Annotated in this window: 6 protein-coding genes; all 6 read right to left on the bottom strand. The window is 70.4% G+C overall.

Annotated features, from left to right (window positions below; all coding sequences use genetic code 11):
- Nucleotide 1: 1 nt before the first annotated feature.
- Complete coding sequence (locus ABG80_RS03825) at nucleotides 2–2083, bottom strand: AAA family ATPase (protein WP_058086441.1); 2082 nt, start codon at nucleotides 2081–2083, stop codon at nucleotides 2–4.
- A gap of 2 nt (nucleotides 2084–2085) precedes the next feature.
- Nucleotides 2086–3867, bottom strand: a complete 1782-nt coding sequence (locus ABG80_RS03830) for a hypothetical protein (RefSeq protein ID WP_058086442.1) — start codon at nucleotides 3865–3867, stop codon at nucleotides 2086–2088.
- A 2-nt stretch (nucleotides 3868–3869) separates the two neighbouring features.
- A complete protein-coding gene (locus ABG80_RS03835; protein ID WP_058086443.1) occupies nucleotides 3870–6173 on the bottom strand; it encodes a hypothetical protein in 2304 nt (767 codons plus the stop codon).
- Nucleotides 6170–8233, bottom strand: coding sequence for a hypothetical protein (locus tag ABG80_RS03840; RefSeq protein ID WP_058086444.1), 2064 nt, complete (start codon nucleotides 8231–8233; stop codon nucleotides 6170–6172). The genes ABG80_RS03835 and ABG80_RS03840 overlap by 4 nt, the downstream gene beginning before the upstream one ends.
- Before the next feature lie 52 nt (nucleotides 8234–8285).
- Entirely contained in the window at nucleotides 8286–11327 is a 3042-nt protein-coding gene (locus tag ABG80_RS03845) for a phage tail protein (protein WP_058086445.1), read from the bottom strand.
- 16 nt (nucleotides 11328–11343) lie between these two features.
- Nucleotides 11344–11730 (bottom strand): hypothetical protein (locus tag ABG80_RS22395; protein ID WP_058086446.1); only part of this gene is annotated, 387 nt, incomplete at its 5' end.

Consider the following 11730-nt stretch of genomic DNA (forward strand, 5'->3'; position numbering starts at 1 on the left):
CTCAGTCCTGCGGCTCCAGCGAGGGGCATTGCTGACCGGCTTTGCGGTACTCGCGCTCCAGGGCTTGTTGCAACTCGCCTGGGCCGATGGCGCGCGCGCGTTCGATGGCCAGCAGGGCCGCGTGCAGGGCTGCGTTGCGGATCTGCCCACCGGAGAGCTGGCAGCGCAGCGCCACCCGCTCCAGCGTTTCACCCGACACATGCTGGAGCGAGCCCAGGTGCGCTTGCCACAACGCCAATCGGGTCAGGGCATCGGGCAGGGGGAAGTCGAGCGTGGCGTCCATGCGCCGCGTGAAGGCCGCGTCGATGCGGTCGGCGGCGTTGGTGGTCACGACCATCACCCCGCGGTAGCGCTCCAGTCGCTGCAGCAGGTAGTTGGTTTCGAGGTTGGCGTAGCGGTCGGTGGCGCTGCCCACCTGCGTGCGGCCGGCCATCAGCGCGTCGCCTTCGTCGAGCAGCAGCACCACGTCGAGCGATTCGGCGGCCTCGAACACGCGCTCGAGGTTGCGCTCGGTCTCGCCGATGTACTTGCTCACCGTGGCGGCCAGGTCGACGCGGTAGAGCGGTCGACTCAAGGCGCGCGCCAGGTGGCGCGCAGCCAGCGTCTTGCCGGTGCCACTGGGGCCTTTGAACAAGGCTTTCACACCGTCGCTGTGACCGAAGGCCGATGGCAGCAGGCTGGCCAGCCGGTCGCGGTGGCGGCAGCGGGCCACCAGGGTGTCGAACTCTTCTTGCGCGTGGCCGGGCAGGGCCAGGGTTTCGTCGTCGTGCAAGTCAGGCATGCGCTGCGCGAGGCCATCGAGCGCGAAGCGGCCGGCTTCGTCGAGTTGGCGCAGAACGGCGGTGTGCAGCTCAACCGCGTCTGCCTGGCTGGCCTGGGATGGCCTTGGCAGCGAGCGGGCCAGTCGGTGCAAGGTGCCGCGCGGCAGGCGCAGGTCAAGCAACGCGTCGGTGGGCTCGATGGCATCGGGGCTTTGCAGGGCGTGTGGCGCTCTGGACAAGGCCAGGCGCCAATGCAGGCGGCGCTCGCCGAGGTCGGGCGCGTCGAGCTCGAGCGTGTGCACGGGCCGGTCTGTCACCGCCAGGCCACCATGCTGGGGCAGGCGGGCAACGATCAGCCCGGCGCAGCCGGCAGGGGGCTGCCAGTTCAGGCGCTCACCGAGCATGGGCTCGAAGCTGACCAGGGGCATGGCACCCATCAGCGCGGCGGCGGCGCCCAGGGTGGGCAGGTGCGCAGGGTCCACGGCTTCGATCAGGCCTTGGCCTTGGTGGCGGGCCAGCGCGGCGGCCAGGGTGCGCCGGCCGCTGCCGGGCAGGCCGCGCAAGGCCCAGCAAGCACGTGACTCGTTGTCGCAAGTGCGTTGGCCTGTCGTCGGTGGCGCATCCTCGAGTGCAGCGGCTGGCGCCGGCAAGGCAGCGCTCAGCCTCGATCGCCATGCATCGGGCAGGATGAGCTCATCCAGCTTGGGCAGCTCTTGCCGGGGGCGATGCAGCCAACTGCTGGATGAGGGGGGCAGCCCACAGGCCAGCTCCCACAGCGCAGGGTGAGCGCGCAGGGCTGGTGCCTGCGCGGCCTCGGCGGCACTGGGCTGGAGCAGGTTCGCAGTCTGCATGCGCTGCAATGCGCGAGCGACCGTCAGGGGGGCCCAGCAGCGCACCAGGGTGGCGCGGGTGAGCAAGCCACCCTCGCCGTGCAGCTCGTCGATGAAGCGCGCCAGGCGGGGGTCGTCTTCGGGCAGGGCCAGGGCCACCCACATGCCCAGGTCATCCGGGCCCAGTGACAGGGCTTGGGCCAGTCGCTGCAGGCGTACACCACCTGCATCGGCATCTGAGGGTGAGTCGTTTGGCGTCAAGCTGGACGATGGGGCCAGCGCCAGGTCGAGGCGGTTGAGCGCTTCGTCCAGCGTCAGGTCGTTCAGGCCCAGTGCCGCGGCCTCGTCCAGCACACCGTGCAAGACGGGGTGGCGCGTCAACCAGCTGCCCAGCTCTTCGCCGTTTTGCAATGCACCCCGCAGCAGCGTCAGCAGGCTGCGCACCCGCCAGGCAGACAAGGTCGGGGCGATGGGGCGAGCGGTGTCTGGCATGGTCAGGCCTCGAAGTGAAAGCGCACGTCGCAACCCGAGGCGGGCACCCAGCCAGGGTTGCGGTCCAGCCCAGCCAGCCGAATGGCCAGGGGGAGGTGGTGCAAGGCAAAGCCCACATCGACCCGTTCACCTCGGCGTTCGATGCGAGCGGGCAGCTTCAGGCAGGTGGCGACCGCCTCGCCCTCGGGCAGGTTCAGCGCCAGGGACAGGCGATGGCGAAGGAGCGGCCACCAGCAGCTCAGTTCGTGGTCGGCTCGCCTGGGGGTTCGCTGTGCTGTGGATGAGGGGGCATGCGCAGGCCTGAGGGCGTCGGGCGATTGCAGCCTTTGGGCTTCGGCTTCGGGCAGCAAGGCCAAGGGGGCGGCGCCCAGTGCGGCAGCTGGGCGTGGGCGCCCAAAGGGTGATTGGGCGCGCAGCCAGCCAGCGATGGGGTCGCTGGCGAAGGAGCGGCCCAACAAGGCGATGCCCGCCGCGTGCAGGAACTGCCACGGTGACACGCTGAGCAAAGCGTGCCTGGGGCGGGTGAAGTCGCCGTAAAGCTCCCAGGCCAGCGCCACGTTCAGCAGGAAGAAGACGCCGCCCAGCGAGGTCTGCGTCGGGTGCGAACGAACGATGTGAAGGGGGGGCACGCAGCGCTGGGTTGGCGCCGCGCTGGCGGAGGCCGTGGTTGGGCCCTGGCTGATCGGTGTCGACGGCGCCATCGGCATGTCGGTGGTGGTCGTGGGCCCCGTGGCGCTGGCGTCTTGCATGCCGTGGCTTGGCGCAGCAAGTCGGAGCGGTTTGGCCTCGCCGTGGCCTTGATCGGTGGCGTGATCGGGCGCGGTGTCCTGGCGTGCGGGGCGCGGGCCTGTTGATGGGGACGGTGGTCTGGCGGCGTGTGGCTGAGCGGGCTGTTGTTCAGCCAGGAGCCGGAGCGAGTCGAGACCGTGTTGGCTGACCTGCCCATGTCGCTCATCGGGTGCCGTGGGGGCAGGCGTCAAGCGTGCCCTCAGCTGACGTGCGTCCAGCGCCAGGTGGGGAGACCCGTGCAGCAAGGTGCACAAGGCCAGCAGGAGAGATGCCCCATCGAGGCGGTGCAGGTCTTCAGGCCTGTGCGATGGGGTGGGCTCACTGGCGAAAGGCCACGGACCCCCTGCGCGTGGACCCGTCTGGGGTGGCGGCGCCATGTCCGCTGCAGCCTCTTGCGATGAGAGCGTGACCTCGGCGTTGCCCAGGGCCTGCGTCAGCCATGCCGAGACTCCCTGGGCAACCGGGTGATGCCGCTGGATGGCTTGCAGCAGCGCCACTCGCCCTGCCGAGCCGATGTGCCTGGCCCATGCCAGCCCTGGCCCCATGGCCTTCAGGCGAACCATCGCCGCCGGTGCGGACCGGGCCGATGTCAGCCAAGCCTGCAGCGCCTCTTCGGCAGTGGGCCTGCGGCCCAGCCAGGTCTGCCACCACCACTGGTGCCCGATGCTGCCTTGCACGCTGTCGTGCGCCAGGCAGGCCAGCAGCTCGGCCTCGTCGGCGAACCAGACGGCCTCACAACCTGGTCCTGGCGAGGTGCCCATGGCCGGGCGAACGGCACTCCTCAGTCGGCCGGCCAGCACATCCACCGGGCTGTCGGGGTGCAGCGCTGACCAGGGTGTCCGCACGCTGCGCAACAGCACGATGGCGTCGGGGGGCAGGCCCAGGCGCGTGGGTGTCTGCCGCTCCATCCACCGTGTCACGTGCTGCCTGGCGTGGCTGGCGCTCAGGCCTTGCCCGTGCACCCGCAACCGTTGGACACGTGTGGCCTGGTCCATGGTCAGGCTTCGATGTTGTCGCGCTGGGTGATGCGGCCGTCCGCCGAGCCCTGCACGTCCAGCAACTGACCGACTTGCTCACCCACGTTGCCGGCGATCAGCCACAGCACTCGGCGTGTGGCCTTGTTGGTGGGTTGAAAGCGGATGCCCGTGGCCGCGCCCGCGATGAAGTTGTCCTGCAGCATCACCTGGCTGCCGTACTCGCCCTGCAGATCGATGGCCACCACGCCCGATTCACGACCGATTTTGGTGTCCGTGCGGACATCGTTTTGCCGCAGGTGGGCGGTCAGGGCGCCGTCGATGCCGATGCCCTCGGTGGTGCCCTCGACCAGGTTGCGCTCGACCAGCACCGAACCTTCTTGCGAGCCGATGATGACGATGCCGTGTCGCATGGGTTTGCCAGGGTCTTCGGCGCTCAACACGTTGTCGTGCAGGTGTGCGCGTTGGGCGTGCAGGCAGGCGATGCCGCCCTGGTTCGCACCGACGTTGACGGCGCAGTGACCGATGTCGACGTGCATGCGGGTGCCCTGGCGTTTCGCCTTGATCGATGCCAGGTCCGCGATGCCGATGCCGACGGCTTGCGGGCCATCGTCCGCCGCCACCTCGGCCTTCACGCCGTGCAGCCGAACCTGGGGCGTGTCCTGAACCGTCAGGGCACCGGCCAATGCCTTGCCGTCGTCTTCCTCGTCGTCTATCAGACCGGCCAGGGACAGGGCCTCTCGCAAGCTGTCGCGCCCGAAGCGGCCATTGGCCTCGCCCGCCAGGCTCAGGCCCTCGAGCACCAGGCTGTCGCAGTCGCGCACGACGAGCACCCGGGCGGACTGGCTCTCGTGCAGCAGCGCCTGGTGCCCCCGGATCTCGACGTGCCCCGCCTGGCTGAGGATCAGTGGCTTGCCCAGCTTGTACTCGCCGGGCTCGAAGCTGATGAGCGTGCGCTGGCTGCCCTGCAGGGCCTTGAAAGCCGCATGGATGGTCGATGCGGACATGCCCGGGTGGATGACCGTGTGCAGGCAGCTGCCGCTGCGCAGCTGGTCGATGGCGGACTGCACATCGCTGACGCCACTCATGCCACTGCGCACGCCATCCAGCCAGGTCCGTTCGGAGTGTTGCACGTTGCGGCTGTCGCGCACGAACAGCAGGGGCGCGCCACTGCCTTCGATTTGGTAGACCCGCACGCGTCCGCTGGCGGCGCTGGCCGTCAGGTCGATGGCGTCTTCGGCCAGCGCACGTTGCAGGACGCCTGGGGCATCCGCCGCGGCCAGGGGTGTTTCGCGTGCGGGCGCGCGGTCAGCGAAGAAGCGTCGCCAGTCGGTGCCTGGAGGCAGCAGGCCTGCCGGTGGCAGCCAGCTCAGGTGCACCGTGGCCGCTGCCGATGCGATGGCGGGCGTGTCCGCCAGTTGCTCCTGAAACTGCAGGAAGCGGGCCTCGGCCGTGCCCTGCAGCCGCTCGCCGAGCCAGGCCGCGCCTTGCACCGACGCCGTCTGGGCGGCGATGCGGCGGCGCACCGAGGCGCCATCGACGAACTTGAGCTCTCGACCGACCAGGCAAACCAGGGCGAGGGGCACGTCGCAAGGCCCCAGGCTGCGCTCGGCGAGCATGCGGTCGAGCAGGCCGTGGCCATGGGCCGCGATCGAGGTGGCGCGGGGCGTGGTCGATGCTGGCAGGCGGTGTGACTGGCGCAGCAGCGTCGAGCCCAGGCACTCGTGTGCGATGCGGTTGCGCAGTTGCGCGAGCGCGGTGGCCGTGGTGCCGGTGAGCGTGCCGCCCGGGATGGGCAGCAGTTTCAGCTGCACACCTTCGGCGATGACGTCGCGCGCGCAGCGGGTGTTGACCGATTCGAGCGCGAGCACCGGCGCAAAGCCCTCGGGCACGTCGATGGGCGAGATCGTCAGCAGCAGCAGGCCGTCGCCTGCGACGTAGGTGCTGGCCGTGGCGCCTGCACAGGGGCCGAACGTGCCCGTCAGGCCGCCTGTGTCGCTGGTGTCGACAGGTGGCTGGATCAGCGACAGGCTGATGCGCTGGCTCAGCTTGAGGGCCTGGCCCGACAAGGCCACCGCCAGACCAGGTTCGATCGTGACCACACCCAGGCTGTCGGCGTCGGAGGCGGGACCGGCGGCGTTGACTTCCAGTCCCCAGGCGATGCCCGAACCGGTCGCGGCACCGACCTGCGCATCGGCCTGGCGACGCGCGGCCTGGTCGCGCGAGAGGTCGGACGCCGTCAGCAGCCGACCGTTGAAAAAGTGGACCGCGCGAACGCTGTCTCGTGTGAGGGCTTCGCCCAGCAGGGTGTGGGTGCGCTCGCTCATACCGGCCTCGACGCGGTGGTGGCGAAGCGGCTGACCTGGAACTGCACGAAGTGATCGCCGTCGGGCAACTCCTGCACGCCCAGGATCATGATGTCGAAATGGATCGTGGTGCCTTCGGCCACGGGTGGTTTGCTCACGTAGGCCAGGATGGCCCGCTTGGGGTCGTCGACGATGGGCGTGAGCAGCACCGTGATGCCGTGGTTGGGGTGTTCGTCTCGCGGGATGTCGTGAACGATGAGGCTGATGCGCGCCACGCGGCCATCGGCGCTGCCGCCACGCACCTCGACCTTGGGGGCGCCACCTGCATTGCCTGCCTTGAACTGACCCGACGAGATCAGCACCTGCGCCACACCGGTTGCCACCACCTCGACGGGACCGGAGGCGGCGCCGGAGGTGCCCGCTGCGGCCACCCAGGCCTCGCCATCGAAGGTCAGCACGTCGCCTTTTTTGGGTTCGGCGGCAGAGACCTTGTTGCCTTGCAGCTGCTCGATTTGGTTGTCCTTGGCGTCGCCGCTGACGTCCCCGCCCAATGGCGGCAGCTCGGGCGTTTCGGGCGTGGGCAAGGTGGTGGGCACCCAGACGCGGCGCGGGCGGCCCGTTGGGCCGGGGCCCGAGGGCAGCACCTCCTGGAACATCAGCACCTGGCCAAGGATGGGCGCGGTGTCGGACACCGGCGTGCCTTGCAGCGCACGCACCTTGTTCGTGGTGATGGGGCCGAGGGTGTCGCCGGCCAGCTCGGGCAGGGCGGGCAGCGGGTGAACGTGGTCGCTGCGGGCATAGTCGGACTGGTTGCCGACCAGACCGCTCCCACCGAAGGCGAGCCCTGCGGGCAGCGCGGTGGACGCCACAGGCAGGTGCGCGGGCGACCACTGCTGCGTGTTGTCCAGCGCCAGCACGTCGCCGACCTGCGGCGCGGTGGCGGCGATGCCCCGGTTGCGCAGTGCCACCACCGTGTTGTCCGTGATGTCGCCCGTCACGTCGCCGGCCAGGTCGGGCAGATCGGGGGTGCCGTGGCTGTGGTCGGCGCGCGCGTACTCGCTGAGCACACCAACCTCCGGGTCGAGTCCGAAGCTCAAGGCAGGGGTGACGTCCTGGGCGGCCTCCGGCGCGGGGTTCTGCAGGATCAGCTCCTGCAGCATGCGCAGGCTCAGCAGCAGCGGGCGGCGGCTTTCGTCGATGGCGGTGACGACACCGCTCACGTTGCTGCCATCGACGCTCAAGGTGAGCGTGGCCAGCAGGATGGCGTCGTCGTCGGTGCCCGGTGCGACGGCGTTGGGGCCACAGCCGTAGCGGGCGCGCCAGATCGGGCGCAGCTCGGTCACCCACAGCCGCAGCGCCACGCGCATCAGCTCATCGGTGGTGCCCAGGCCCGCGGGCGGTGAGCCGAGCATGAAGTCGGTGGGCGGAGGGGAGCTGGGCGTGAGCCAGCCCTCGGCCGCGTCGCGCAGGCTTTTCAGGAAGTCGTCATCCGACATGGGGGGCGAGCTCAGGTCCACGGGCACCTGGGCCAGCCAGTCGGCGAAGTCGCGGATGGCGTCTTCTTCGAGCTGCGGCGGGGCCTGCGTGCGCAGCGTGAGCCCAAAGCAGTCGGCGATGCGCGAGTTGGCGGTGAGCGCGTCTTCGCTGCGGCAAGGCTCGCCAGGCACGGGCACCTTGTCGGTGGGCACGCCCTGGTAGGCCAGCACGACGTGCACAGTCAGCTCGCTGGTGCCGCTGCCCAGGCTGGCCTTGAAGGCGGCATCCTGCTTGCGCAGCCAGGCGGTGACGTTGGCGCATTGTTCGTCGGAGACGCACACCGGGGTGCCCGAGGGCGTCCAGCCGATGCCCGGGCTCACCTTCACGGTGCCGCCGCTGGCGTCCGTGCCCACGGTCAGGCCTCGGGCCGTGCCGTAGCCGATGAGCTCGCGCGCGAGTTCATGCCTGCGCGCGATGTGCCAGGCCTGCTCCTGCACGAAGTCGTCCACGCCGAGCAGCATGCCCTTGGTGTAGTTGACCCGCTTGTTCGTGTCCAGGGCGGTCACGCCGGCCCCGATGGTCGTCGTCTGTCCGCAGCATCCCATGGTGGTGTCCTCCAGTGTTCATCGGCCTTCGCGGGCCATCAGCATTTGTCGCTCAGCATTCGAGCAAGATCCGGTCGGGCGGCACGTCGCGGCGGCTGGCCGTTCGCGATGCACCGATGTGTCCTTGGCCCAGCACCATCGCCGGCGCCAGTTGCGGGTCGCGGCTGCCGTCGCCCAGCAGGGTGTCCAGGCCCAGCCTCACCTGTCCCAGGCGGAACAGCGTCCAGTAGGGCTGGATGTCGAAACGGGTGTGGGCGGGCTTTTCCAGCGAGACCACGCGGCGCACCAGGTCCATGTCGCGCTGCAAGGTGGCGATGTCGCTGCCCGGGCCGGAGATCGGCAGCAGCACGCTGAACGAGTGGGCGCGGGCCTGCATGGGCTCCAGGCGGGTCTCGAACAATGCCCAGTCGGTCAGCGACACCGTGTCGGTGGGCAGCTCGGTGGGCGGTGCCATCAGCGCGAACGAGGGCCAGTTGCCGGTGGTGCCGCTGCCGCCGCCAGTGCGTGTGCGCCAGGTGGAGATGCCGTGGTGGCGGCGCGCAACGAAGGCTTGCCAGCGGCGCAGGTGTCGGGCCAGGCGCGGGTTCAGCTTGGCGATGAAATCGCGCCAGGCGGTCTGCAGCGCGAGGGCGTTGGTGTTGTCGCCGCCATCGACCAGATCGGGCCAGCGTTGAGGCAGGCGCTCGGGCAGTCGGGCATCGGGTTGGCGGCGCAGGCGCTCTTGCCAGGCGGCATCGAGGTCAATGGCCAGGCTGGGAACGGCGCCCAGTTGCGCCTCGCAGAAGCCTTGCCACAGGTCGAGTGGCACGTCGGCCGAGGGCAGCGGGGCGAAGGCGTTGGCCGTGGTGCTGTGCCCGTTGGCCTGCAGCCATTCGCGCCAGCGTTGCTGCAGGCCGGCCGCACCGTCTTTCAAAGACCAGCGGGCGTTGTTTTGCAGCAGGCGGGGCTGGTCGCTGACCACGGTGCGGCCCAGCAACTCTGGCGGCTGGCTGCGGGTCAGGAAGGACTCGATCACGCGCACGCCCCAGGGTTGCGCCTGCGAGGGTTTGGGCAGCGCGAACTCCGACTCGGGCAGCACGGTGGTGGCGACCGCCAGTTGCGTGGCCAACCGCACCGCCTGAGGCGTGCCCCGGTACTGAAAGAGCGCGCTGGCGTGGTCGATGAGCTGGCGCCGACGGGCTTCGTCGAGCGCGGGGTCGAGCACCAGGCCGAGCCAGCTGGCCAGCCAGTCCAGTGTTTCGGCGGGGGCGCTGCGCACGTCGAACAAGGCGCTGGCCGTGGCGATGCGGTCTTCAAGGGTGGTGAAAGCGCCTTCGAACAAGGCCAGGAAGCGGTCGAGGAAATCGGCAGAGGCCTCGTCTTCGCGGTAGACCGCAGGCAGGTAGCGCTCAAGGTACGAAAAGCGCGGGCGCCACAAGCGCATCGCGGCCACGCGCGGGGTGGTCAGCTCGTTGCCTTCCAGGCGCAGCGAGAGCTGGACCCAACGCCCCTTGCAGCGCTGCAGCAGGGTCTCCCAGGTGCCCAGGCCCTTGCTCGCATCGGTGCGCGAGCCGGGGGCGTCCAGCAGCCATGGCAGTTCGCTGCCGTTCGGGCGCAGCACGGGCACAGGCTCGTCGGTGAAGGGCAGGCTGTCCAGCAGCTCCAGGTCGTCGCTGCAGCGGCTGGCGACCACCAGCTTGCAGCCGGCGGGCACGCAGGCGTCGAGCATCACGCGGTGCCAGGTGTGGCCGGGCTCGCGGGCGTCGTAGATGGGCGTGTGCAGCGTGGCGCGGTGGTGGTGGCGCGGGCGGCGTTGGGCCACGAGTGGCAGCCAATGCGTCTGGCTGCGGTAGAGCAGGCCGCTGTCGCCTTCGACCAGGCTGCGCCCCAGGCTGACCAGGGGCATGCCGAGGTAGCGCTTGAGGGGCAGGTAGTCGGGCTGAGCGGCCAGTTGCAAAGGCGCGCCGCTCGCGGCGGGTTGCACCAGCACCTCGAACAGCACGCCTTGGTTGCCCTCCGTCGAGACGATGATCAAGCGGGGGATGGCCGATGCGCTGTCACCTTCGGCGGGCGCATGCCACGCGAAGTCGAATCCCGGCCACTGGAAGCCTTCGGCGTCGGCCGGTGGGAACACGCTCAGCATGCCGCTGGTGCTGGCGCGGCCCGCGTGCACGCCATCGACATAGCGGTGCACGACGGCAAAGCCCTCGGCATCGGCCTCGTCGAGCACCAGGATGCTGCCGTCGGGCATGACCTCGATGGCGATGGGGCGCTGCTCGGCGCCGGACGCGCCTGCGGCCTGCAGCTCGAACCAGGGTGGCCCGGAGGGCGGCGGGGCTGCGAGGTCGGTGGGGGGCAATTGGCCGGGGGGCCAGGTGAAGTCGGATGGCGCCTCTGCCGAGACCGGGAAGCTGGCGCTCATGCGCAGGCGCCGGTCGAGCAGCCAAACGCGCCGACGCGAAGCATCGAGGATGGCCAGGCCGCCACAGCACCGGGGCGCCATGTCGGTGGCCTGCAGCGGCCAGCCCTGGGGCCAGCCCAGCACCATCGGCGGGCCGCCCGCGAGCAGGTCGAACACCAGCAGGCCCGCACCCTGGCCAGGCGTGTCCGGGGTCGATTCGAAGGCGGCAACCAGGTGCTGGTCGTGGGTGACGGCCAGGCCCCTGAGCACTTGGGGCGCCGGGGGCTCGGCGGGCTCGCTGGACGCGAAATCGCCGAACGATGTCGATGCGGACAAGGCATCGGGTGCCGTGGCTGCGTCGGGCGTGGCGGGTGGCCAGAAGCGGCTCAAGGCGCCCGATCCGGCTGACCGGACCTCGATGGTCAGGCCCTGTTCAACGATGGCATAGACGTTGCCTTGTGCATCGGCAGCGGCACCCAGGCGCTGGCCTGCATCAGGTGGCAGGTCGCCGGGCGTGGCGGGGAAGCGGCCCACCCGGCGCGCCAGGATGAGCTGGCCGTCACGTGGGTCGATGCTCAGCGGGGCGGCTTCGTCGATGGCGGGGTTGTCCCACAGCGAGGCGAGCGTGGGCTGCCCTTGGGCATCCAGGCGGCAGCGGCCCCAGTCGGCGCGGCCGAGCAGCAGGTCGAAGCGGGCACCGTTGGCGTCGATCATGGTGTGCCTCTTCGCTTCAGCATTCGCGCGGCACGGTGGGCACCGGCACGACCTTGCGCACGCCATCGCCCGTGCCGTCGAAACCGGTGCCATCGCCCGTGCCCAAACCGCGCAAGGTGTCGATGGCGACGGGGTCGCCCGCCTCCACGCTCAGGCCCAACAGCCGGGGCAACTGCAGGCCGTAGAGGGCCTGCTCGTCGGGGATGGCGGTGCCACGGGCATCGGCCAGCAGCACGTTGTTGACACGCAGCACGCCTGGCACGCGCGCGGCCTCTGCCCACAGGTCCTTGACGTTGACGGCGGTGTTCAGCGGCCAGCCGTCTTCGCGGCCGGGCAGGTCCGAGGCGCCGTCGATGCGGGTCGGGGCGAGCACGGCGCGCAGCCGGGCTTTGACCGCGTCGCG

The organism is Aquabacterium parvum (assembly GCF_001447195.1).
GTDB lineage: Bacteria > Pseudomonadota > Gammaproteobacteria > Burkholderiales > Burkholderiaceae_C > Aquabacterium > Aquabacterium parvum.

What these genes read in the sequence shown, in the direction of transcription:
- ABG80_RS03825 (WP_058086441.1), bottom strand. Translation starts at nt 2,083, where the DNA reads ATGCCAGACACCGCTCGCCCCATCGCCCCGACCTTGTCTGCCTGGCGG.
- ABG80_RS03830 (WP_058086442.1), bottom strand. Translation starts at nt 3,867, where the DNA reads ATGGACCAGGCCACACGTGTCCAACGGTTGCGGGTGCACGGGCAAGGC.
- ABG80_RS03835 (WP_058086443.1), bottom strand. Translation starts at nt 6,173, where the DNA reads ATGAGCGAGCGCACCCACACCCTGCTGGGCGAAGCCCTCACACGAGAC.
- ABG80_RS03840 (WP_058086444.1), bottom strand. Translation starts at nt 8,233, where the DNA reads ATGGGATGCTGCGGACAGACGACGACCATCGGGGCCGGCGTGACCGCC.
- ABG80_RS03845 (WP_058086445.1), bottom strand. Translation starts at nt 11,327, where the DNA reads ATGATCGACGCCAACGGTGCCCGCTTCGACCTGCTGCTCGGCCGCGCC.